The organism is Salipiger marinus, assembly GCF_035481585.1.
GTDB lineage: Bacteria > Pseudomonadota > Alphaproteobacteria > Rhodobacterales > Rhodobacteraceae > Salipiger > Salipiger marinus.
Genome location: NZ_JAYKSL010000037.1, coordinates 1 through 22,102, shown reverse-complemented (window position 1 = coordinate 22,102; position 22,102 = coordinate 1). Strand labels below are relative to the sequence as shown.

General features: G+C 60.8%; 18 protein-coding genes. 8 read left to right on the top strand and 10 right to left on the bottom strand.

Annotated elements, in window-relative coordinates:
- Positions 1 to 13: 13 nt before the first annotated feature.
- From VK682_RS25765 to VK682_RS25750, 4 genes are read left to right on the top strand one after another with little or no spacing between them, the layout of a single operon-like run.
- The gene (locus tag VK682_RS25765) at positions 14 to 694 is read left to right on the top strand and encodes a VirB8 family type IV secretion system protein (RefSeq protein WP_065331056.1); all 681 of its coding nucleotides are present in this window, start codon (positions 14 to 16) and stop codon (positions 692 to 694) included.
- A gap of 5 nt (positions 695 to 699) precedes the next feature.
- Entirely contained in the window at positions 700 to 1,434 is a 735-nt protein-coding gene (locus VK682_RS25760) for a TrbG/VirB9 family P-type conjugative transfer protein (protein WP_065331057.1), read from the top strand.
- A gap of 2 nt (positions 1,435 to 1,436) precedes the next feature.
- Positions 1,437 to 2,861: a TraB/TrbI/VirB10 family type IV secretion system protein gene (locus VK682_RS25755; RefSeq protein ID WP_065331058.1), complete on the top strand. Its 1,425-nt coding sequence runs from the start codon at positions 1,437 to 1,439 to the stop codon at positions 2,859 to 2,861.
- Positions 2,861 to 3,850: an ATPase, T2SS/T4P/T4SS family gene (locus VK682_RS25750; RefSeq protein ID WP_065331059.1), complete on the top strand. Its 990-nt coding sequence runs from the start codon at positions 2,861 to 2,863 to the stop codon at positions 3,848 to 3,850. The genes VK682_RS25755 and VK682_RS25750 overlap by 1 nt, the downstream gene beginning before the upstream one ends.
- 139 nt (positions 3,851 to 3,989) lie before the next feature.
- Here VK682_RS25750 and VK682_RS25745 read toward each other — a convergent pair whose 3' ends face one another.
- From VK682_RS25745 to VK682_RS25725, 5 genes are all read right to left on the bottom strand, one after another.
- Positions 3,990 to 4,511 (bottom strand): hypothetical protein, encoded by a 522-nt coding sequence (locus VK682_RS25745; RefSeq protein WP_065331060.1) that lies wholly within the window; start codon positions 4,509 to 4,511, stop codon positions 3,990 to 3,992.
- Between the two features lie 179 nt (positions 4,512 to 4,690).
- Positions 4,691 to 5,632, bottom strand: a complete 942-nt coding sequence (locus VK682_RS25740; RefSeq protein ID WP_065331061.1) for a toll/interleukin-1 receptor domain-containing protein — start codon at positions 5,630 to 5,632, stop codon at positions 4,691 to 4,693.
- A gap of 109 nt (positions 5,633 to 5,741) precedes the next feature.
- The gene (locus VK682_RS25735) at positions 5,742 to 5,990 is read right to left on the bottom strand and encodes a hypothetical protein (RefSeq protein ID WP_065331062.1); all 249 of its coding nucleotides are present in this window, start codon (positions 5,988 to 5,990) and stop codon (positions 5,742 to 5,744) included.
- A 394-nt stretch (positions 5,991 to 6,384) separates the two neighbouring features.
- A complete protein-coding gene (locus tag VK682_RS25730; protein ID WP_065331063.1) occupies positions 6,385 to 9,465 on the bottom strand; it encodes an AAA family ATPase in 3,081 nt (1,026 codons plus the stop codon).
- Entirely contained in the window at positions 9,462 to 10,553 is a 1,092-nt protein-coding gene (locus tag VK682_RS25725; RefSeq protein ID WP_247740487.1) for an exonuclease SbcCD subunit D, read from the bottom strand. The genes VK682_RS25730 and VK682_RS25725 overlap by 4 nt, the downstream gene beginning before the upstream one ends.
- Here VK682_RS25725 and VK682_RS25720 point away from each other — a divergent pair.
- From VK682_RS25720 to VK682_RS25705, 4 genes are all read left to right on the top strand, one after another.
- Complete coding sequence (locus VK682_RS25720) at positions 10,527 to 11,462, top strand: BrxR family transcriptional regulator (protein WP_162619162.1); 936 nt, start codon at positions 10,527 to 10,529, stop codon at positions 11,460 to 11,462. The genes VK682_RS25725 and VK682_RS25720 overlap by 27 nt on opposite strands.
- 359 nt (positions 11,463 to 11,821) lie before the next feature.
- On the top strand, positions 11,822 to 13,036 hold the full coding sequence (locus VK682_RS25715) for an SIR2 family NAD-dependent protein deacylase (RefSeq protein ID WP_081285333.1): 1,215 nt from the start codon (positions 11,822 to 11,824) through the stop codon (positions 13,034 to 13,036).
- Positions 13,033 to 14,850: an ATP-binding protein gene (locus VK682_RS25710; protein ID WP_081285330.1), complete on the top strand. Its 1,818-nt coding sequence runs from the start codon at positions 13,033 to 13,035 to the stop codon at positions 14,848 to 14,850. Before VK682_RS25715 ends, VK682_RS25710 begins: the two co-directional genes overlap by 4 nt.
- The gene (locus VK682_RS25705) at positions 14,850 to 15,059 is read left to right on the top strand and encodes a KTSC domain-containing protein (RefSeq protein ID WP_065331067.1); all 210 of its coding nucleotides are present in this window, start codon (positions 14,850 to 14,852) and stop codon (positions 15,057 to 15,059) included. Before VK682_RS25710 ends, VK682_RS25705 begins: the two co-directional genes overlap by 1 nt.
- 110 nt (positions 15,060 to 15,169) lie before the next feature.
- Here the strand turns inward: VK682_RS25705 and VK682_RS25700 are convergent, their stop codons facing one another.
- From VK682_RS25700 to VK682_RS25680, 5 genes are all read right to left on the bottom strand, one after another.
- Positions 15,170 to 17,083 (bottom strand): type IV secretory system conjugative DNA transfer family protein, encoded by a 1,914-nt coding sequence (locus VK682_RS25700; protein ID WP_120352558.1) that lies wholly within the window; start codon positions 17,081 to 17,083, stop codon positions 15,170 to 15,172.
- 16 nt (positions 17,084 to 17,099) lie between these two features.
- Positions 17,100 to 19,028 (bottom strand): relaxase/mobilization nuclease domain-containing protein, encoded by a 1,929-nt coding sequence (locus tag VK682_RS25695; RefSeq protein ID WP_065331069.1) that lies wholly within the window; start codon positions 19,026 to 19,028, stop codon positions 17,100 to 17,102.
- Positions 19,021 to 19,641, bottom strand: coding sequence for a helix-turn-helix domain-containing protein (locus VK682_RS25690; RefSeq protein ID WP_065331070.1), 621 nt, complete (start codon positions 19,639 to 19,641; stop codon positions 19,021 to 19,023). The genes VK682_RS25695 and VK682_RS25690 overlap by 8 nt, the downstream gene beginning before the upstream one ends.
- Positions 19,642 to 20,054: 413 nt before the next feature.
- Positions 20,055 to 20,231 (bottom strand): hypothetical protein, encoded by a 177-nt coding sequence (locus VK682_RS25685; RefSeq protein WP_162931915.1) that lies wholly within the window; start codon positions 20,229 to 20,231, stop codon positions 20,055 to 20,057.
- A 637-nt stretch (positions 20,232 to 20,868) separates the two neighbouring features.
- The gene (locus VK682_RS25680) at positions 20,869 to 21,207 is read right to left on the bottom strand and encodes a DUF736 family protein (protein WP_324782857.1); all 339 of its coding nucleotides are present in this window, start codon (positions 21,205 to 21,207) and stop codon (positions 20,869 to 20,871) included.
- Positions 21,208 to 22,102: the final 895 nt, after the last annotated feature.

Here is a 22,102-nt window from a genome sequence, read left to right as displayed (position 1 = left end):
AAAGACGACGACTTTGAAGAAGCTTGTGACCAGTTCCGCAGCTAGTGACCGCGACGCTTTCGAGGTGGATTTCATCTACGGGCCAAGACGGCGTGAGCGTTTCGCCTGGTTCGTTGCGGCGGCCGGCGTACTGGTCGGCGTCGCCGGCATGGTCGCGGGCGCGAGCCTCTTTCCCCTCAAATCGACCGAGACCTTCGTCGTCGTGGTCGACAAGGAAACCGGCCAGATGGACCGGGTCGCTGCCGTCCAGGCACTGACGCTGTCGGAAAGCGACGCCATCATCCAGGCCAATCTCGTGGCCTATGTTGACGACCGTGAAACCTACGACCTGACCGACGGCGAGCAACGCATCAACTCGGTGCTCGACCGCTCGGATGGTGATGCCGCCCGCACGCTGCGCGATCTCTGGTCCTCGACCAACGAGGATTACCCGATCACCGTCTATGGCCGCGACGCCAAGATCGAGGTGGTGATCAAGTCCGTGAACCAGATCGAGCGCGGGGTGGCCCAGGTCCGCTTCACCCGCACGCTGCGGCGCCCCCGCGACACCCGCACCGTGACCCGGTCTTACGTCGCCACCGTCGGCTACGACTTCCAACCCGAAACCCGCCAGCGCCTTCAGGACGTCTGGGCCAACCCCTTGGGCTTCGTGGTGACCTCCTACCGCGTCGACGCCGAGACCCTGGAGAACTGACCCAAATGAAATCCCTGCCTGCGCTCCTCACCACGTTTCTCCTGGCGCTTGCCCTTCCTGTTGCCGCCAATGCCGAAGCCACCCCCCAAGGCGGCCCGCTCGATATCCGCATCCGCACCGCCGTCTATAATGAAAACCAGGTCTACCGGATCGAGACCGATCTCAGGCATTCGACCACGATACATTTCGGGGCGGCGGAGCGCTTCGAGGCCGTCATAGTCGGCGACACCGAAAGCTTCCAGGTCGACCCGATCCCGGAGCTCGGCAATGTGCTCACGATCAAACCGCATGTGGCCAATGCCTCGACCAACATGACGGTCATCACCAACCGCCGCACCTATTCTTTCCATCTGCGCGAGGGCTCGATCCCGAACCGCACCGGCATGTTCTTCGAAGTCCGCTTCCGTTACCCCGACGAAGAACGCAGCGCGGCGGGTGCGACGCAGCCCAAGGGGTTCGAGGCCCCGCGCAACTACAACTACCGCGTCTCCGGCGAGGGCGACTTCCGCCCCAGCCATATCTATGACGACGGGCGCTACACATATTTTGTCTTCCCGGAGAACACCCGTCAGCCCGCCCTCTTCAAGGCCGATAACCAGGGCCGCGAGCGCACCGTTAACTGGACCCAACAAAGCAACACCGTCCGGGTGCTCGGGGTGAACACCTACTGGACGCTGCGCATCGGCGACGAGGCGATCTGCGCCTGGCGCGACGAGAGCGCCATCTATGTGAGCAACTGACCATGGCCGATCAACCCCCTCCCGACCTTCAGAACCGCCTTGATCAATTCAGCCAGCGCGGCAAGTCCAAGCGCCGCGGCAACAGCCTAGGGGTCGGCGCGCTCGCCGCCGCCCTCGCCCTTGGCGGTGCCGGGGTCGCGTATTTCCTGGCCACCGGCTTGCAGGAGGGCGACAGCGCGCTTGAGACCTCCGATGTCGAGACCTTCCAGGATCGCCGCCCCGGCACCGGTGGGCGGCTGGAGTTTCCACCCGATGAGACCGAACAACGGGTCAATGACGCGCTGATCGCCGTCGAAGAAGCGCTTGATGTGCCCGCCGCCCCTGCCCCCGAACCGAGCGCCGAGGTGCTGGCCGAGATCGCCAAGCTCCGCGAGGCCCTTGCCGCCAGCCAGGCCGCCCGCAACTCGGAAATCCAGTCCGCCGTTGCCGACCTGCGCGAAGCCTTCGATGAACAGAAGGCTGCATTGGAAGCGCTTATCGCTGAGAAAGAGGCAGAGCTTGCCAACCTGCAGCGCCAGACCGAGACCCGTATCGAGGGGCTTCAGGCCATGCTCGATGCCGAACGAGCGCAGCGCGAGGGGCTCGAGGCCGAGCTCGACCGCGAGGGGCTGATCGCAGACCAGCGCCTTCTCGAAGAACGCCGGCGTCAGGAAGAGGAGCAGCGCCAGCGCGAGGCCGAGCGGGTCGCCGAGGAACTTCTGACTGCGCAGATCAAATCCCCCGCCGTGGTCTATGCGGACGGTCCGCGCGGCGGCGCGAGTAGCGCGGCGGTGGCCGATCCGGCGGCCCCCGGCACCCAAGGGCCAACCCTCTCGGGCAATGAGCAGTTTTTGCAAAGCGCGCGCCCGCTCGAAGTGCAGGAGGCCGCCCGCCTCACCCATCCCGAGCGCACGCTGACGCAAGGCTCGGTCATCCAGGCCGCGCTCCAGACCGCCATCAACAGCGATCTGCCCGGGTCTGTCGTGGCGGTGGTCTCCGAGCCGGTTCCGGCGTTTTCCGGGGACCGGATCCTGATCCCCCGGGGCTCCCGCCTTTTTGGCCAATACCGTTCCGGGATCGAGATGCACCAGAAGCGTATCCTCATCCTTTGGACTCGCGTCCTGACGCCGGACGGCACCTCGATGGAAATCGCCGCCGTGGGCGGCGATCAACTCGGCCGCTCGGGCCTCACCGGTCTCGTCGACACCAAGTTCGCCGAGCGCTTCGGCGGGGCGGCGCTAATTTCCGTGATCGGTGCGGCACCTGCCGTTGCTGCGGAAAGCGCCAACAACGAAACCACCAGCATCGTCCTGGGCGATGTCGGCAGCGATCTGCAGGACGCAGTCGGTTCGGTCATCGCCGACCAGGTGTCGATCGCGCCCACGATTTATGTCGATCAGGGCGCCTCGGTCACCGTGCTCGTGGACCGGGATGTGGTGATCTACTGATGGATCAGGCGTCGCCAGCCTCCTACCTCGAGCGGTATCTTGACCCGTTCCGCGACCTTCTGCGCCGTGACGACGTGGTCGAGATCGCGATCAACCCGGATGGCAAAGTCTGGCTCGAGGTGGCGGGGGACGCCACCATGCGCCACGAAGGCCAGACCGTGGACCGGACCACCGCGCTCAACATGGCCCAAACCATCGTCGGTGACGCCAAGGCCCGCGTCTCTGAAAAGAACCCGCTCGTTTCCGGCAAGGTAGAATATGCGGGCCGCCCCCTCCGGGTCCAGGTCGCCGTGCCGCCCGCCATCGATCGCGGCGCCTCGATCACCATCCGTCTCTTCGCTTCGGGCAGCGTCCGGGACTACGCCCCGGCCTATCTCTTCGGCAAGGCCGTCTCGCTCGACGCGCTCCGCGCCGAGAAGATGAAGAACATTGCCAGTCTGGCGGGGGAGAACCTTGAGGCCGCGCTGCAAACCCTGGTCGAGGCACGGCTCAATGTCCTGATCAGCGGAGGCACCTCTACCGGCAAGACCACCTTCGCCCGCCACCTCCTGACGCATGTGAGCGAGCACGAGCGACTGATCACTATCGAGGACGCCTTCGAGCTCTTTCCCGGGCAGCCCAACACCGTCGCCCTTCTGGCCGACCGCGGTGCCGGTTCACAACGTAGCGCCAACGCCCTCCTGCAGGCCTCCCTCCGCATGCGCCCCGACAGGATCATCGTCGGCGAATTGCGCGGGGCCGAGGCCCTGACATATCTCGAAGCGATCAACACCGGCCATGGCGGATCGGTCTCAACCATCCACGCCGAAACCGCCGAACTCGCCATCGACCGGCTGGCGATCATGGTTCTGCAGGCTGGCACACCGCTGACCTTCGCCGAGGTGCGGGAATACATCCGGAAATCCATCGATGTGATCGTGCAGCTGGGACGGGCCGAGGGGAAACGGGGGATTACGGAGTTCTATCTGCCGGGTCGACGAAGCCATTGAAGGTTAACGGACTAATAGCAGATTAGCGACGTCTTGAGTGCAGTGATATCGGTGAAACGGTCGTTCACACATGGCGCAACGATCACCCTATGACATAGCAAGTATCTATTCCTGGCTTTGAAAGAGAAGTGGCTGTCGCCTAGACGCCGTGCTGAAAGATCGGGGGGCGCCCATTGTCCCAATCCTCTCGGTTCAAGAAGATTCGGTACCCTTTGAGGTGGAAGGCGGCATTTCCGAGATCCTTCACCGGATCTAGGGTGTCAACATGGATGAAGTGGCGATAGGCGACCCGGAATCCTTCGCCAGGTGCCGCACGGAAGTGAATGCCCTGGGGCCCGATCGTCAGGCATGCCTCTTGCTGCGGATCGTTCATCTCAGACAGCGAAGATGCCGTGAAATCCGGCTGTATTATCCAGTCGGTTCCAAAGGAGATACACCACTCGTCCGCTTCCCATTGGAATATCCGATGCCAAGTGGCTTCGCCTTCACGCCCGAAGTCAGGGTTCAATAGCAGAACCGTCGGCTTGTCGTTGGGCTGATCCAATGGTTCAGAAAGCTTAATGCCATAGATCGGTTGATGGCCGTACCTCTTGAGGAGAAACAGCGTACCCTTCGGCTCCTCGGCGAGAGCGGCTGATTTTGCGTTCAAAGTACTTCGCATGTGTGGACTCCCTCACGAGCCTTCATTCCCAACCCCTCCGGATATCGGTTCGATAACATTCGGGACAATGCACCGCGCTAGTCGGCCGCTTTTCACGGCGGGCCTCGCGACGTTCGTACTCATCAAGCACTTCGACTTCGAAGCGGTACCCACAATTGTTGCAGCGGAAATGAACACGCTCAGTCATAGCTGATACCTGCGTTACCAATGAACTCATTCCAGAGCACCTCAGCCGCTCGCTCTGGAGTCAGCCGTTCGTCAGCTCTACCGAAGACGTTCATGGTTTGAATCAGGAATTGCTCGTAATCATCGGCCGAAATGTTGAAACCGCCATTTGCTGTGTTGTCACCGGCGTTTTCGCTGAACGAGTAGTAAATATCGCCCAGGGCGACCTGCGAGCTCCGGCAGTGCACCGAGATGTGGGCCGTACCATTTCGATGTCCGCTGTTGACAACCGTTGCCCCAAAAGCGGTCGCACTTCTGTCAACGAAGCGTCCGCGCAATCCATCGATTAAGTCGATTTCGATGATCGCTCGTCGGAAGTAATCCTTGAAGGTGGCGAAGGCAGCATCGCGGAAATCACCCTTGTCGATTTGGTCGAACTGCCGCTTTGCGCGGTAGCGTGCCATCGAGGGGCGTGTGGCCGATGGCTCATCGGCTACTTTCGCCGCAGCTGTAGGTACGGCTTCAGCTTCGATGATGCGTCGAAGTTCCTGCACGACATTTAGGTAAGCGGTGTTTGGATTGGCCCAGGCGCTGATCGCCTTGCCGTCCGTCGGCACGGCCTTCAGTTGGCGCAACTCCCTCATCGCTTTCCAATCGCATTCCTCCACGATGATCGGCACTACACGGGCGGTCCCTGCGGCGTGGCGTTCAAGCGCGCGTCTCATTTCGCGCTCGACACAGTAGTCGGATGCGATGAAGTCGGGGCTCACCAGGAGCAGGAACAGGTCGGAAGCCTCAAGTTCCCGTTCAATCTCAGCGTCCAGTTCGCAACCAGCCAAGATGTTGCGATCATACCAGGTCTCAATACGCCCTTCCCTTGTAAGGTTCTTGAGGTGGACGTGCAGCCGATCAAGCGCGGCCTTGTCGCTATGAGAATAAGAAATAAATGCCCGCATCTGCTCAACTCAAATGTTTAATGTTTGTTCATGATTGACCCAAAGCGCTACCTACGTGAGACACGGCCTGTAGCGCTTGAACCCGAAACCACTGTTATACTGTTTACAGTCAGCGCTTCTTGTTCGACTGGGACAACACCGAAGCGGCAAGTGTCTTTGTCTTTTCAGAATAGCGATCGCTGCGAAGTACCTTTGACGCGAGGTCCTCCATTTCCGCTCCGGTTTGCCGATTGGTCTTTGACTGAGACAACGCCGAACCAGCAAGCTTGCGGGCGATCTGTGAAGAGCCAGGTTTGAAAAGGGTGTCTGCTGCAAGCGAGGCAACCTTGGTCGAAGTTCCTTTACGATTTACCGCCATACTATCCTCCATATGGTGTTTGGTTTGCTTCTAGTTACTAGATGTGGGATTTGAGCCAACTTTTCTCAAGCTTCATCAGTGACATTTTAAAATGGCAGCCTCGCCTCAAAAAGGTCTGGCGTGTCTTCGTCGCGCCGCCTGCTCAGGCCTTCACCAAGATGCAGGCACGGATGTTTAATACGTGTCAGGCCTTTGCCGCCCTCAAAATGGACCCACCCTCCTCTGGGCATGCCCACGCTTACGATCAGCGCCCCGCATATTGGACAAGTCCGCCTGAAGGATGCGCCCTTCTTGCTTTCACGATCGCCTCGAACTGCCCAACCTCCGCGAACGGATACCGTGCGCCCTGTCGACAGACGGCGGGTGTGTGCCTTCCTGTAATACCAACGGTCCGTCATCCCAGCCCCCTCCTTTCCTCGACCCGGCTGCCGCTTGGGGTCGAACGCACGTAGAAGCCTTGTGGAATAGCCTCTTGCACCAGCCCGACATGGGATATCAGGCCCACGGCACGACTGCCCTCTGTCAGCGCGGCAAGAACTTGGATCACCTGATCCAGTGTGCCCGCCCCATTTTCGGTGTCGAGGCTCCCAAAGCCTTCGTCGATGAATATTGTGTCCATCCGAATCCTGCCCGAAAGGCTCTCGACCACATCAGCGAGCCCAAGCGCGAGGGCCAGTGCCGCGATAAAGGTCTCGCCGCCTGACAACGTGGCTGTCGGGCGCGCCTTGCCGGTGTTGATGTCGAAGGCCTCGATTTCGAGCCCACGCTTGCCGCGACCGCCAGATGCCTCGAGCCCACGCGTTAGCCGGTAGCGACCACGTGTCATAGGGTCGAGCCTCATATTCGCCGCCTCAAGAACCTGGTCGAACATTGCTCCGATCGCGAAGGTCTCGAGTGTCATCTTGAAATCGTTCTTGCCGTTAGCCAGATCGGCCAGCCCCCGGAGCGGACCAGTCTCGGCTTCTAGCCGCTCGGTTTCGGCCAGAGCCGCGGCAAGCGATTCCTTGAATTTGGTCAGTGACGATACATCCGTTCTCGCTGTGGCAAGTGCAGCGTTGGCCGCGTTCAAGGTCTGGGTGGCGTCTGTCAACGCCAGCTGAAGCGGGGCAAGATCCGGGCGTTCACGATCTGCGCAAGCGGCTATGGCGTTATGCAATGTCGTGCGAGCAGCGATCAATCCATCGCGGTGATCGGTTACCTTCTTGCGGTCGGCGTCTAGAGTCGGGAAATGGCTCTTGCAAGCATCATATCCCGCTTTGTCCAGCCCAACCTCGGTAAGCCGAGCGACAAAATCACCTTGTGCCTTCTTCACGCGCTGCTGCTGCCCGTCGCGCGCCCGCTTCGCTGCTTCTAGCTGCTCTTGCGAACGGGTGAGCACCTCACTGGCGGCTCGGTCCTGTTGCGTCGCCACTTCCAGCGCCTCGGAGAGTTGCCTTTGCTCTCTCTGCAAAGCCTCCCGTCGAGCGACAACCGCCTCGGGCGTGCGCAGACCTTTCGGCAGGGCCTCAATCACTGTGTCCAGCTTGGCGCGCGCGCCGGCAAGAGCGGTCTCGGCTTTCCCCGCAGCGGTGCGCGCCGAAGCCTCGCCGGTTTCTGCCTCAGTCACCTTGCGCTTGAGCTCGGCCAACTGCTCCGCCATCGCGTCCAGATCAACCGCCTCTCCAAGCGTGGCGACGGTGCCTTCAATCCGCGCGATTTCGGCTTCGAGTTGCGCCAACGTGCGCTCAGGGCGCTCCTGTTCCTCCAGCGCCCGCTTCTTTTCGTCGAGCCGCATTCGGAAATTGCCGAGGTCGCTTTCGGCCCGAACTCTGGCTTCGGAGGCGATTCTAGCCTGAACCTGAGCGCTCCGAAACGCTTCTGTCAAACCAGATTGTTCAGGCGCACCATGGGCAGGCGCAGGATGATCATGGGAACCACAGACAGGGCAGGGCGCCCCTTCGGTCAACTTTTCCGCGAGAATGATCGCTTGCGTGCGCGAAAGCCGTGCCTCGGCATCTACCAAGGTCGCATCAGCGGCTTGCGCCGCGTCGGTTCTTGTCGCCAGTTCACTCGATGCCGCTTCAACATTTCGTTGAGCATCCGCGACAGCTTCTTGCGCCCTAGCATACGCCGCTGCCTTGACCCTTTCTCGGTTGAACTCGGCCAGCTCACCGGTCAGCTGGCCTCGCTCCGTTTCGGTCTTTCGCGCTTGATCAAGCGCCAGATCGGTCGCATCGCGCTGAGACTTGAGCTTCTCTCGGGCATCAATGGCCTCGGTCAGAGCCTTCTTCGCTGAAGCTTCGTCCTTCACAGCGTCGTCAAACGCGCTTCTAAGATCCGCTGCCTGCCCGACCTGCTTCTCGATCGCCTCCAACCTTGTCAGGTCAGCCTGAACTTGTTGCCGTCGGTCCTCGCCAGACTGTGCCTCAGCAAGTTTCTTTTCCGCCAACTCCTTCGCGCCAGTGGCGATGTTGAGTTCCGCCTCGGCCTTCGTGACAGCCTCCACCGCTTTCAGGCTATCCTGCTCCGCATCGCACCAAGCCGTCTCAAGATCACGGGCCTGCAAGGCATTCCGGACAGCCTCAATGCGCTTGGCCAGCTCTTCGACCTCGATCGTTCTCTTTTCTAGATCATCGACAGCCTGCTGTGCCGTGTCGGCAGAAGAAAATGCCTTTTCGATTTGCTCGCCTTCGGTCAGAGCTTTGCGCGCAGCTTCGTTTGCCATCTCCGCACCACGCTGAACGCCCTGCTTTTCTTCGACTTCGGCTGCGGCTGCAGCAATCCCAAGTTCAAGCGCTTCGGCGCTCTCGAACCCGCGTTCCTCGAGGCGAGCCAGGTAGAGCGCGCGCTGGTCGCGCAACGCTCGTTCTGCCGCTGAGGCTTCTTCCTTCAGCCTTGCGGCGAGATCGCGATAGACCTTCACGTCGAAAAGATCCCGCAATATCTCGACCCGCTCATCCGTTTTTGCGGCCAGGAACGTCTCGAACTTGCCTTGCGGTAAGAGCACGATCTGTCGAAACTGATCTGCCCCGTAGCCAAGCAGCGCCTCGACCTGCTGCCCTACTAGCGAGACCTTCTTTTCCGCAATGACACGGCCGGACTGACTCGGACCAAGAGTGTCCACCGGAATCCCGGTGACGTCGAATAAAGAAGCTTCCGCCGCGTCCTCAGTGGTCCCTTCACCGCGTGCCTTCGGACGTTCCTGCGCCGGACGACGACGGATCAGGTAGGCCTTGGTGCCCAGCTCAAAGACAAATTCGACTTCGGTAGGTAGATCCGAAGCGGCGTGATCCGAGCGTAGTGAACGTGGTTCCTGATCAGTCCTAGTCGGCGCCCCGAATAGCGCGAAGGACATCGCCGAAAACAGCGTCGACTTTCCCGCGCCGGTCTGACCATAAATTCCAAACAGACCCGTCTCCAGCGCGGACCGGAAATCGACTACCTCGGTTGTGGCAAATGGCCCGAAGGCTTGAAGCGATAGGCGAATGGGTCTCATGTCTGCTCCTCCCCGGAGGCTACTGCGTGGAGCTTTTCCGCGACGATCGCGACTTCGGTGGCGTTTGGTTCCCGGCCGCGCACAACCTTCACGAAGTCGCCAATCATCTCGATCGGCGTCACAGTGGCCCGCCCGCTGCCGAGCGCCTCGGTCTCCGCCGCGCGCTCCTGCCGGGCATAGGCCAGATGGCAAGCATTGGGATAGGTCGCGCGCAACCGCTTCATCGGATCGATCAGAGGGTTCTCATCCGTCAGGATGGCCTGGATGAAATCATCAGACGGCGTTCCCTCCAGAAGTTCCGAGAATTCCCCGGTAAGCGAGCGCACTTGCCGGATCGGTCGGAACGGCACGGTGCGGATCTCGGCCCCTTCAGCCTGCAGATCGACGACAGTCATTGATTTTTCGTTTCCTGCCTCGTCGAACCCGAAAGCGAGCGGTGCGCCGGAGTAACGAATATGGCTCGCGCCCACTTCCTGCGGCTTGTGCAAATGTCCTAGTGCAACATAGTCCGCCCCGTCGAAGACATCGGAGGGAACAGTTTCGATACCCCCGACTCGCGTCAAGGCCCGCTCGGTCTCGCCAACCGCACCCCCCGCGACGAAAGCATGGGCCACGACGACCCAACGCGCCCCATCAGGCACCTGCCTCCTCGCCGCAGCGATCTGAGCGGCAACGACTTCCGCTGGCGCATTAATGCTTTCATCCCCGAACACCTCGCGTGCGGCGTATTCATAGGAAAAGGGCAGTGCGGAAAAGGCGATCTCGCCTTGCGCGTCACGCAGCACCAGTGGCGCCTCTACCGCGTCGGCAATCCCGCGCACCAGCACACGAGACGCGGTGGAAAAGACAGACATTGCCTCGATCCGGTCGCCAGAATCGTGATTTCCAGAGATCATCACCACAGCGGCTTCGGTCTCCTCCGCCACGCGCTTGAGAAAACGATTGAACTGCCGGATCGACGAATTGGGCGGCGAGGCACGGTCAAAAACGTCCCCCGCAATGACAAGAACATCGGCCCGTTCGGCCACAAGCGCTTCAAGGATCTGACCCAGGATAACCTCATGATCATCCTCGAGGCTCAACCCCATGAACTGCCGCCCCAGGTGCAGATCTGCTGTATGAAGTATTCGCATCCGATCAATCCATTTTCTATACGTATAGTAAATGTATGGACCTTGCGCGCCGAGTCAAGTACTGCTTCGTGCATGAGCCTAGAAGACCTCAAACACGCGCAACGCGAGCGAATTTTGTTCCTCGATCAATGCCTGACCTGGAGAGGTCAGGCGAACCGTCGTGACTTGATGGAACGATTCAATATCTCGATGGCACAGGCTGCCGTTGACTTTCGAACCTATCTCTCTCTGACGAACACGCCGCCAGTCTATGACGCCGGGGAGAAGGCCTACTTCTCGACCGGCGACCACTGCGCATTGACTGAGGCTGGCCCGGAACAAGTTTTCGAATTGCTCGATGGCAAGGCGGCATCGCTTGGCGCGAGCATCCCGCTTCCCACTCGCGTGATGGATTCCACCGTCGTCGCACAGCTCTACCGCGCGATGAAGGGCGAACGAGACATCCAGATCACCTACACCTCGATGTCAAGCGGCCTCTCCGACCCTCAGTGGATCAGTCCAGTTCAGTTTCATTTTGACGGAGAGGCAATCTATCTCCGCGCATGGAGCTATAAGCACAGTGCGTACCGCGATTACCTCCCAATACGAATAGCGAAACAAACTGAGATGAAAACGCGGGAGCGGCCTGCTCCCCTGCCTTTTGACACGGACTGGAATAGCTTAGTGCGCTTGTGGATACGCCCGCGTTCAGATCTATCCGATGCGCAAGCTCGAGCCGTCCGGCTAGAGTATGGCTTTGACGACAAAACGCATTTGCTGATCGAAACGCGTAAGGCGCTCGCATTTTATGTCGTAAGACGATGGCGCCTCGATGACGAAAAAGCTCGGCTAGAATTAGATAGGATGGAAGAATTGGGTGCGTAAAGTACGCCCTGCGCGAAAAAACTGCAAATTCAATGCCGAACAGGATGATATAAAACAGTGGCCCTGTCTGCATCTGTACGCCAACATGAGCCTAATGAAACTGACATAGTAAGCTGACATCTTAATTTCCGCATGACGGAGGCAAGGCATTTCGGCCAAGTGGGATACAGAACGCACGACAGACACGCCCCCTGCGCACACTATCCAAACTGCGCTGCTAACAAGCGCAACAAGCTTCAATGCGGTTGGAAAGCCGGAGCCTTTTCAGACGGCCGCCGTAGACGGGCGAGATCGAGCGTGGAATATTGAACCAAGTGCTAGATGCGAGGATGCAGAAGCAAGTGTTGAGGGAGCGTAAGTTGACTGTCAGTGTTCATAATCCCGATCAGTATATGGCGGCGCTTAGGACGATCGTCGCGCAGGGCCGGAAGCGGATCGGGCTGTTGGTTGGCGCTGGAGCTTCTGCCGGAATGGCAAAACCCGATGGCACCTATCCGCTCATCCCGGCAGTTGCGGGGCTCACGGACCAAGTTCTCACGACACTTGCCCCAACCTATCAAAAACAGATTGATGGCCTGAAAGCCGAACTCGCGCAGCATGACATCGAGACGATCCTTTCGAGGATTCGCTCTCTGAGCCAAGTGATTGGTTCGTCGAAAGTCCACGATCTCGACGGCCCAGGCTTTGCGACCTTCGGAGAAGCGATCTGCTCCGAGATAGGCAAGATCGTGGACGTCCGATTGCCCGAGACTGGATCAGCATATGCAGATCTCGTGAATTGGATCACGGGCACAACGCGTGACTATCCCGTTGAAATTTTCACCACGAACTACGACTTGTTGTTCGAAGAAGCGTTCGAATCCGTACGAGCGCCGTACTTCGATGGCTTCACGGGTGGTCGCGAACCATTCTTCGACCCCGTCTCAGTGTCGCGCAGTGATCTTCCCGCGCGCTGGACGCGGCTATGGAAGCTCCATGGATCGCTCGGCTGGCGCGCTAGCTCTAAGGGCGAAGTAATTCGCACGGGCCAAAGCTCAGCAAGTCACCTCGTCTTCCCCGAACACCTGAAATACGATCAAACACAGAAAGCGCCCTACGCAGCGTTGCTCGATCGCCTTCGTACGTTCCTGCTCACCCCCGACACGCTACTCATTTCTATCGGATTTTCTTTTGCCGATGCACACATCGCGGCCCGGATAGATGAAGCGCTCGCAGCCAATCCATCCTCCAGCGTATTCGCATTCCAGTACAAGATTCTAGATGAAGAGGGTCCGGCGTGCGACCTCGCGCGCCGTCTGCCTAACTTTAGCGTCTATGCACGTGACCAGGCCAAGGTGAACGGCACGCGCGGCGCATGGAAAGCTCCGGCCGAACTTCCGAGCAAGGATTGGGGGCCGATAAGGTCAACCTACATGGACGACAAAGGAAACTTCACGCTCGGTGCAATAGAACCCTTTGCTCGCTTCTTCGCGGCATCACGATCGGTTCAAGCATTTCCGACACAACCGGATCTTGCAGCATTGGCAGCGGAGGCGCCACCACCGACAGCCGCCACCGCGTCGGAGGCCAAATGAACGCCCCTACTCTTCTCGGCCATGTCGGCTCTGTCGCCGGTTCGACCGTAAGTGTGCGTCAATTCGAGGGCGTTGCTTCGGGCATTGCGATCATCGGAGGACGAAGCTACCGGGTAGGTCAGGTCGGCAGCTTTGTGCGGATACCACAGGGGTATCATGATCTTTATGCTATCATATCAGAGGTCGGGGCAAGTGCGACACCGGTGACGCTAGTCGATGCGCTAGACCGCGGCGAACGATGGCTAACCGTTCAGCTCATTGGCGAGATTGTCGAGGCCTCGTTTGAGCGAGGCATCAGCCAGTATCCGAACCTGAACGATGAAGTGCATCTGGTCACAGAAGAGGATCTGGCCAAAATCTACGGTGCAGAGTTTTCCGGACAAGTGATAGTCGGGCGACTTGCTAACGCCGAGAGCATTCCGGTCCGCCTGGACCTCGACAAGCTAGTCACGCGCCATAGCGCAGTGCTCGGCTCTACCGGGTCGGGCAAGTCCACGACTGTCTCTAGCTTGTTGCGGTCAATCTCGGCGCCTGACGGAGCAGGCTTTCCGAGCGCGCGGATCCTCCTACTCGATATCCACGGCGAATATGCCAGCGCGCTCGCCGACAACGCTGAGATTTTTCGGATTACACCCGGAGTCGGCGAGAAGCAGCTGGTCATTCCGTACTGGGCACTACGGCCGGCCGAAATACTCAACTTTCTGTGCGGGAAGTTGGATGATCGCGCAACGACCGCAATACTCGACAAGATCTTCGCAGCCAAAAGCGCGATTGCTCAAGCAGACAATTTGCCTGGTGTCGATCTGAATTCAATGACCGTCGACAGCCCTATTCCGTACAGCTTGCGAAACCTGTGGCTCGAGCTGATCGAACCAGAAGTCAAAACCTGGCTCGATCAGGCCAAGACACAACCGGCGATCATTCAGCCCGGCGACGCGACCACGCTTCGTCAACCAGCCTACCAGCCGCACACAACAACGAATTCAGCACCTTACCAGAACAACGTCGGTGTGCTCGGAATCCGCAAGCAGCTCGACCGAATGCGATCACGTATGCTCGATCGTCAGTTCGAGTTCCTGCTCAAGCCCGGTGAATGGGAGCCTGACCTGACGGGCCACGTAACGAACGACCTTCCATCCCTCCTCGAAAGCTGGATTGGCCACGAGAAAGCGATAACGGTGCTTGATCTGTCGGGTATTCCTAGCGCGGTTCTTCTAGATTTGATCGGGGCGATTCTGTCGATTATCTATGAAGCGCTCTTCTGGGGTCGCGAGCGCGATGAGGGCGGCCGAAAGCGGCCTCAACTCGTCGTTATGGAGGAAGCTCACCGGTATCTTGGTCGAGAATCCGACAACCCTGCGCGCGAAATGGTTCAGAGAATCGCGAAAGAGGGACGCAAGTTCGGTATTGGTGCAATGATCGTCAGCCAGCGTCCTTCGGAAATTGACGACACCATTCTCTCCCAGTGTGGGACTTTTGTCGCGTTGCGCCTCACCAATTCCACTGACCGCAGCAAGGTACAAGCCGCTTTGCCCGATAACCTGAGCGGTATCGCCGATAGCCTCTCGGTTCTAAGGACCGGCGAAGCAATAATAACCGGCGAGGCTGCACGGCTTCCAGTGCGCTGCCGCGTCACTCTCCCACCCAAAGACCGTCGTCCAAACAGCGAAGATCCGCTTGTAGCGGACAGCTGGAAGCGCCCCAGGGGCCCTGAAAACTATGATGAGCTTGTCGCGGTATGGCGTGCGCAGGATCCAAAGTGGAAGCCACCAGAAGTGGGCGAGAACGAAGACGAGAACGAGGGAGAAATTTGATGGAACGACAGCCAGTAACTTCCAGCAACTTGGCTGAGGTCGGGTATGACCCGGAATTAGAAACGCTCGAGGTCCAATTCAGGCATGGCGGCGTTTATCAGTATTTCAACGTGCCTGCCTTCATGTACGAGCGTCTCATGTCCGCTGACTCACTAGGTCGTTTTTTCAACGCGGAAATAAAGGGGCACTACCCCGAGGCGAAGATCTAGCGCGCTGCGTTGAAATGACTTTGAAGTTTTCAAGCCGCATTGAGATGCATCTCAAGCGCGCTTGTCTCCAATCAGTCCCAAGGGCAAAGCTGCCTACAAGATTGTCGCGCTCACCCACCCAACAATTCCTCGATGAAATCCTCCTGCCGGTCGAGTGCCGCCTCCCATTCCTTCGGCACGGCGGCTTCCCGATCGAGCGTCCCGGGCTCAGGCTGCCCGCGCCCAGCCTCCATCGTCCTCACGCTCATAGCGCGCGCTTCGCGACGCTGCGAGCGATCCCGGACAGGCGCGCGTTCGGCTGGTTTCGCCTGCTCGTCTGCGCCGGCCTCGTCTTCACCGTCGCTGCCCCATGGCCCCACGCCCTGCACATTCGGCGGATAGGGGAAGGGCTTGCCCTCCTGCCGGGCCAACATCTCTTTGAAGAAGGGATCGTCGTAATACTTGATCCGGCTCGCCTTGATCGGATGCTGGGGCGAGGCGAGGATGATGACCTCGTCGGGATCCATCAGGCGCGCTTCGGTCTCGGAAAGCAGCGGCCGCTCTTCCAGCCGCGCCGAGGTCGAGGTCGCGCCAAGGAACCCCTTGTTGCGACCATACATCCGGGTCACGGCCTCGCGGGTGGTACTGCCGACGGCGGCCGAAACCTCCTTTACAGTGCGCTGGTCACGCGGGGTGATGTAGAGCTTAAGCCCGGCCCCGTTCTCGAGGCTTTCGCGGCCCTCGGGCCCGTAGATCCTGTCAAGCGAAGCCAGTGACTGCGCAATCATCGCAACCCGGCCGCCGTAGCTCGCCAGCGAATGGATCGCGCGCTCGAGATAGGGCATCGCCCCCATCTGCTGGAATTCGTCGATCATCATCATGACCGGCCAGGGCTCATCCGGGCCCGGCTCGTTCAGGCGGATCGACGCGATGAGATCGGCGAACATCAGGCGCAGGAGCGGCGCCAGGGTCGCGATGTGATCCTCGGACACCGCGATGTAGAGCGACTGCGGGGTCTTCCGAAAGGTCGAGAAATCGAAGTCACTCGCCTCGGTCGCGGAGCGGACCGCCGGGTTGTCCCATTGCTTGAGACCGGCGGTCATCAGCGCCTGGATGTTCGAGGTTAGCAGCCGCGACGAGGCCGAGGCCGCATTGGTCCAGAGCTCGCGCAGGATGTCTTCCTCGGCCTCGTCTGCATAGGTCTTGTACTGGGCGTTCTTGTATTCGCCCCCGGCGACGATCTTGTTTACCTCGCCGAGGTTCGGCGTGCCACGCTGGATCGCCAGCAGGCAGGCCGCGACAAAGATCGACTTGCCAGCCTCGGAGAAGGTGTCGAGCGTCTTGTTGTCCTTGTCGAGGAAGAGGTCGGCGAGGATCGAGACCTCGGTGAAGCGCTGTGCGAAGCTCGGGGCCTTTGCGATCCGCGCGAGCGGGTTGTAGCGATGCGTGGCATTGGCCCAATCAAACGGGCTGAAGCGATAGACCTCGTCACCGTTCAGCGCCCTGAGCCGCGCGGTCTTCTCAAAGTTCTCGCCCTTCACGTCGAGCACTACGACCGAACCCGCGAAGCTCAGAAGGTTCGGGATCACGAAACCCACACCCTTACCGGCACGGGTCGGCGCCACCATCATCACATGCGGGATTATCGTCGAGGAAATGAACTCCGCCTTCGAGGTCGGCGCGCCAAGCTTGCCGCAGACAAAGCCCTTGCCGGGGGCCTGGAGCATGTCGTTCTTCTTCAGCTCCGCCTTGGTCTGCCAGTGAGCCGAGCCGTAGTCGTCGCGCTCCTTCTTCCAGGTCCAGGCCAGCGCCAAGACGCCGAGACCAATTGCGCCAAAGCCGACGGCGCCGAAGCCAACCTTGAAGGCTTCGGGATGTGCCGCGCGGGTGCCGGCGCTCGCCTTCCAGAGCGCCAACATGTCGAAGCTCTGAAACCCGGTTTTCAGGGCCAGGGTCAGGTAGAAGGCGGCAACGATGGTGCCGATGACGGCGCCGCAGATCACACCAAAGAGGAGCGCGGCCCAGAGGGGGAGTGTCTTGGTCATGGTGGTCATCTCCCCCTTAGAATTCCATATCGTCATCGAGACCGCGGTCCCGACCGAGATTACGTCCCAGCTCCTGGGCCTCCTGCTGGCCGCGCAGCCGCGCCACTTCGGTCGCCTTGTCCTGCTGCAACCCGGCGGCACGGTCGGTGAAGACCTGGTCGCCCGTTTCCTCAAACGTCATTTCGAGGAATTCCTGCGTGACGGTGATCTGGTCAAGCTTGCTCGGCAGGGCCGCATCCAGCACCTCGTAGTTGCCACGGCGTAGCTCGGCCAAGCCTTCTTCTCCCAACTCCTTGAAGAGTTCGGATTGCAGGGTCCGCTCGACGGTCTCTTCCTGTTCCTCGGTGAGCTTGCCGTCCCGCAGCATGTCGGCGAGGTCCTGCAGGTAGGGATTGGGCGTCCGGTCATCCTCGTCGATGAGGGGCAACGTCGCCTCCTCCTCGTCCGCGAGGGTTCGGCCGATCTCGACGCCCATCTCCTTCGCCCGCTCCATCAGCGCATCCATTACGCCGTCGACCTTTTCCAGCGCGACGTCGAGCTGGTCGTCACTCGCGGTCTCCACGCTGAGGCCATCCTTCGCGAGCACCGCGTTCATGTCCCGCTCAACCCAGTCCTGCGCCATGCCGTAGTTGCGCGTGCCACCCGCCGCGATCCGGGCCAACAATTCCTCGCTGTCCATGCCCACCTCCTCGGCGCGCTCGAGTACCTCGCGCAGCCCGTCGTCATTGCCGGACCGCAGCGCGGCGATCAGCACCTCGCTGCCCGCCCCCGGCGGATAGGGTTCTTCGAGCTGCTTGCCAAAGCGCGCGCGCAGGTCCGGGTCCGGCACCATCTGCGAGAGGTCCGCGATGATCGGCGCGGCCTTGGCTTCAAAAGCGGCCCGCTCGGCCGGGTCCAGTTCCTCGGCCTTGAGCCTCAACGCCTCGATCGTGCGCTCGGAATAGTCGATCGCGTCACCGACGGTCTTGATGTCCTTCATGTCTATCTCTCCTTCGGTGAAGTTCCACGGCGTGCCGGAGCCAAGCCCGTCCGCCATGCCGCGGACCGCACGTGCCATGTGGCGCTGGTCCATCCGGTCCAGCAGGTCGGCGAGGTTCTTGTAGTCCTTGGCGAAGCCCACCACCTGCGCCTGCGCGATGGCGGATTCCTGGGCCGTCATGACGATCTCGCGCGGCAGCCTTGCCTCTTCCTTCGCGCGGTAGATCTCCTCGATGCCGGCGGGCTTCTCGAAGATGCCACGCTCGAGCCGGGTGGTGGCGTCGAGCATGACACCATAGCGCTCCGCGATCTCAGCCTGCTTCTCGCGCATGAGCTGCGGCGACATCACGCCCTCCGCCCAGCAGGAGAACCAGGTGCCCTTCTCGACGCCGCGGTTGTTCAGGATGATATGGGCGTGCTTGTGCGCCCGGTCGTCATGGACCGCGAGAACATAGTCCCACTGATCGCCATATTCGCCGCTCTCAAAGAAATGCTCCGTCCAGTCCATCGCGATGTCGCGCACCTGGTCGATGGATACGTCGGTCGGGAAGGACAAAAGCATGTGTGAGGTGAACCCGAGCTTTGTCGAGCCGCGCCAGGTCCCGGCCCAGTCCTCGATGATGTCCTCTTTCTGCTCGTCGGAAAGCACCGCCGCATCGGTCAGCGCATTGGTCATCGTCGAGTAGGTATAGACCGCCTTGTCGTTGATGTAGGAAATCTGCGCCCCGAGCGAAGCACGCGTCTTGCAGCCTCCGGCTCGGATCCGTTTGAAGACCGCCGCCCGGCTCTGACCCGACGCTGCCTTCAGCGCGTTGCGCGCCGACATGGATCCGACGCGCGCGAAACTCCGTCCCTGGCGTCGTCCCGCCAGCCGGGCGTCGATCCGCGCCGCGGCCTGACCTCGGATGCGCTCATCCTCCCAGAGCCGCCCCATGACCGAGGTGTAGAGGGCGAGGGGATCAGCCATTTCTGACGAGCCTCAATCCGCGTTCGATCGCGCGCGGGCCATCCTCCAGAACCGCGCTCTCCGTCCCCTGCCCTTCTTCCTTTAGCGGCCACTCCTGATGACGCAGCACCTGCGCCGCATCCTTCATCCGACCCATCTCACGGCTCATCGACTGCGCCAGATCAAGCAACTCGATCAGCATCGCGCGGTCGGCGTCCGAGACCTCCAGCCGACCGCGATGGACCACCTTGGCAAGCACCAATCCGGCGTCGCTCACATCCTTCGCTTGACGCCATGCGGCGCAGAACTCCGCAATCAGGTCACGGGGCACATCGAGAAATCCGCACCGTCCGCGCAGCACCGCATTCAGCGCCTGGGATCGGTTGGCAAAGCCCCGTTCGCGCCAGTCCGCGTCGAAGGCATCGAGCTCGGATCGACTGGCCCGGAAGGCCACCGTCTCGCTCGGATCGCGCACCGCGAGCCCCTCGCCCGCCTCCTCTTTCGCGAGCCGGTTCACGTGGCGCGGAGAGATGCCGAACGCCGCCGCCAGATCCTTGGCACTCTCGCCCGCCGCGAAGCGCCGCGCGACTTCGATGCGCTCTTCAAGCTTCAGGTTTTTCGCTGGCCTCGGCACGGGTCAGACCCCCTCGGACAAAATGTGCAAACATTGGCCATATCCTGCCAACGTCTTCCTTCTCTCCTTCGCTTATACTTCAATACATCACATTGCGCAATATTACGTTTTGCATGTTGTGTCTTTTTGCGGGCATTGGACGCCGTCAAGACCCCGCGTCGCGGCGCGACCTGGAACGGGTCCCGCCCTCATCGATGCAGGACAACCAGGTCGAAAAAGCTTCCGAAACTTGTGTTCAAGACGCACGCGACGACAGACAAACCGAACGCTCGAGCCGGTCACGGATCGGGCGCCAGAAACACGAAAATGGCCCGCGCTGGATGGCGCGGGTCGCACCCTCTGAGGGCGTCGCGAAGCTTCTTAGAGACGGCGTCAGAGCCCTGTGGATCCGAAGACCCGCAGGGGTGTCTGGGTCAGTGACCCAGTCCCTGATTGCGTAGGTCGTCGTAGCGGCTGCGGGCGATCAGAGCCTCGGTCTCGAGGCTGTCGAGTAACTCGGGATGGGCGTCTTCATCAAAGGCGGCGAGGTAGGCATCGAAGGCAATGTCGGCTTGCAGTTCGGCGAGGTCGATGGATTGTTCGAGTGTCATGGTGTGATCCTTTCCGTTGATCGTCGTTGGACGGATCGTGGAAAAGACCGGGGGCATGAGAGCGGGCTGCACCCGGCACGGGGCGGAATGAAATGGAGCACGCCGAGGGCAGGTTTGTTGTGAGCGGTGCCTCGCAGCGCTCAAGGCGCAGCCGTCCAGAAACCTGTCCCCGGCGTTGCCGACCGCTCGACCCCGGGCTAGCGATCTGAAAGGCCAACAGGTCGACGGAAAGGCGCGCGGCGGTGGCCCTGAAGTGAGACGCTGCCCCCCGGGATGCACGACGATGATTTGCGATTTCGTTGCCTGCGGCAAAGGGTGAGTTTGCCGCCCCTTGGCGCTTCGCCTAGACGACCGTGGCGCGGGTTGCTCAACTGAGAGAAGGGGTGCGCTTGGCCTCTCTCAGCGGGCTGCCAGCTCTCCCTGCGGACATTCGGTTCCGACTTGGGTTCGCGCGATGCACGTTGTAGCTGAACAAAAGGATCGGAGCCGCGTCAGCGACCTATCCAATCTGACTATCCGCCTCGGCGTCCGCGTCCGAAATATGCGGCGTCTTTCGGACACCAATCTTGCGCCCGCCCGGGACAAGTTCCCCCGGAACGAGAAAGTGCCAGACCGCCGAGGCGGTCTGGCCCCTGGCTCAGGCTGCGTCTTTCGGACCCCAGGGGATGACGGCCTGCAGGGACAGATCGTCCTGGTTCGCGGCCTTGCCGAGGTTGGCGTTGAAGCCGTGGTCGCGGATGGTCAGCGTGTAGTAGTCGGCGCCGGTCTCCTTGTTTTGCTTCTTCCAGCTGCCGCCGCACTCGACCAGCTTGCCGCGCGGGGAGCGGCCGAGGACGCGGTGCGTGGGGGCCATCGTGTTCGTGCTTGCGACGGGCTCGACCGGGATGTCGAGGTCGAAGGTCAGGGTCGAGATGGAGCCGACGCCCTTGGCGGTTTCGATGTCGGCGCTGGTGAATTTGATGCAGTTCGTGGTCATTGCTCTTCTCCTTGTTTGCGTTGCAATGATGGTCACCTTGCAGCTGGCCAAGGCCCGGCCACACCGAAGGCGAAGCACAGCGGAGAGGGGCAGGCGCCGATCTTTTTGCTCCGCGCGGAATGGCCCGCAGGGGNGTTGCAATGATGGTCACCTTGCAGCTGGCCAAGGCCCGGCCACACCGAAGGCGAAGCACAGCGGAGAGGGGCAGGCGCCGATCTTTTTGCTCCGCGCGGAATGGCCCGCAGGGGCAGGGGAAAAAGATCGGCGACAACCTTTGTGGACGGGACGACAGCTGCGACCAGCATGTCATGCAACTCAGACAAAGGGAGAAGTGCGGGGCCGCGAAGGAAACTGGGTGAACAGCCGAGGGAGAGAAATGCCTGTGGTGGCGATATTTCTGTCCTCTCGCTCCGAGCCGCATCCCGACCAGTCGGAGCTTTGCTGACCCTGCCTCACGTGCCGCGACGGCTGGTTTCCGTGGCAACGCGATGTGTTTTCTGGACGAACAGCATGGAGACCGTCGAAGCTTCGACAACGTGTCCGGATCACTCGAATTTCGAACGGACCCTCTACGGCAGCCCGATAGCCTGCGATCCGCGCATCACGACCATCACCGACCTTCTGCCAGCTGCGGCCAATGCAATCCGGCGGTCGCCGGAAATCGTTTGCGACCCATGATGACAGGGCGGCACAGCATGTCCGGCAAAGCACGGAACAACAGCGGCCGAGACGCGACGTACGAGATCACTGATGTCACGCGCCCGCCCCAGCGACCGTAACCGAATGGCCGAGATGAAGCGTTGCCACGACCATGCGACGGCTGGTCGAGCTGGCTCCGGAGGAGACGGCACGGCCAGCGGCACGTCGCAGGGAGAGGCGGCGTTTCAGCTCGGGG

What these genes read in the sequence shown, in the direction of transcription:
- VK682_RS25760 (WP_065331057.1), top strand. Translation starts at nt 700, where the DNA reads ATGAAATCCCTGCCTGCGCTCCTCACCACGTTTCTCCTGGCGCTTGCC.
- VK682_RS25755 (WP_065331058.1), top strand. Translation starts at nt 1,437, where the DNA reads ATGGCCGATCAACCCCCTCCCGACCTTCAGAACCGCCTTGATCAATTC.
- VK682_RS25750 (WP_065331059.1), top strand. Translation starts at nt 2,861, where the DNA reads ATGGATCAGGCGTCGCCAGCCTCCTACCTCGAGCGGTATCTTGACCCG.
- VK682_RS25745 (WP_065331060.1), bottom strand. Translation starts at nt 4,511, where the DNA reads ATGCGAAGTACTTTGAACGCAAAATCAGCCGCTCTCGCCGAGGAGCCG.
- VK682_RS25740 (WP_065331061.1), bottom strand. Translation starts at nt 5,632, where the DNA reads ATGCGGGCATTTATTTCTTATTCTCATAGCGACAAGGCCGCGCTTGAT.
- VK682_RS25735 (WP_065331062.1), bottom strand. Translation starts at nt 5,990, where the DNA reads ATGGCGGTAAATCGTAAAGGAACTTCGACCAAGGTTGCCTCGCTTGCA.
- VK682_RS25730 (WP_065331063.1), bottom strand. Translation starts at nt 9,465, where the DNA reads ATGAGACCCATTCGCCTATCGCTTCAAGCCTTCGGGCCATTTGCCACA.
- VK682_RS25720 (WP_162619162.1), top strand. Translation starts at nt 10,527, where the DNA reads ATGATCATCCTCGAGGCTCAACCCCATGAACTGCCGCCCCAGGTGCAG.
- VK682_RS25725 (WP_247740487.1), bottom strand. Translation starts at nt 10,553, where the DNA reads ATGGGGTTGAGCCTCGAGGATGATCATGAGGTTATCCTGGGTCAGATC.
- VK682_RS25710 (WP_081285330.1), top strand. Translation starts at nt 13,033, where the DNA reads ATGAACGCCCCTACTCTTCTCGGCCATGTCGGCTCTGTCGCCGGTTCG.
- VK682_RS25705 (WP_065331067.1), top strand. Translation starts at nt 14,850, where the DNA reads ATGGAACGACAGCCAGTAACTTCCAGCAACTTGGCTGAGGTCGGGTAT.
- VK682_RS25700 (WP_120352558.1), bottom strand. Translation starts at nt 17,083, where the DNA reads ATGACCAAGACACTCCCCCTCTGGGCCGCGCTCCTCTTTGGTGTGATC.
- VK682_RS25695 (WP_065331069.1), bottom strand. Translation starts at nt 19,028, where the DNA reads ATGGCTGATCCCCTCGCCCTCTACACCTCGGTCATGGGGCGGCTCTGG.
- VK682_RS25685 (WP_162931915.1), bottom strand. Translation starts at nt 20,231, where the DNA reads ATGACACTCGAACAATCCATCGACCTCGCCGAACTGCAAGCCGACATT.
- VK682_RS25680 (WP_324782857.1), bottom strand. Translation starts at nt 21,207, where the DNA reads ATGACCACGAACTGCATCAAATTCACCAGCGCCGACATCGAAACCGCC.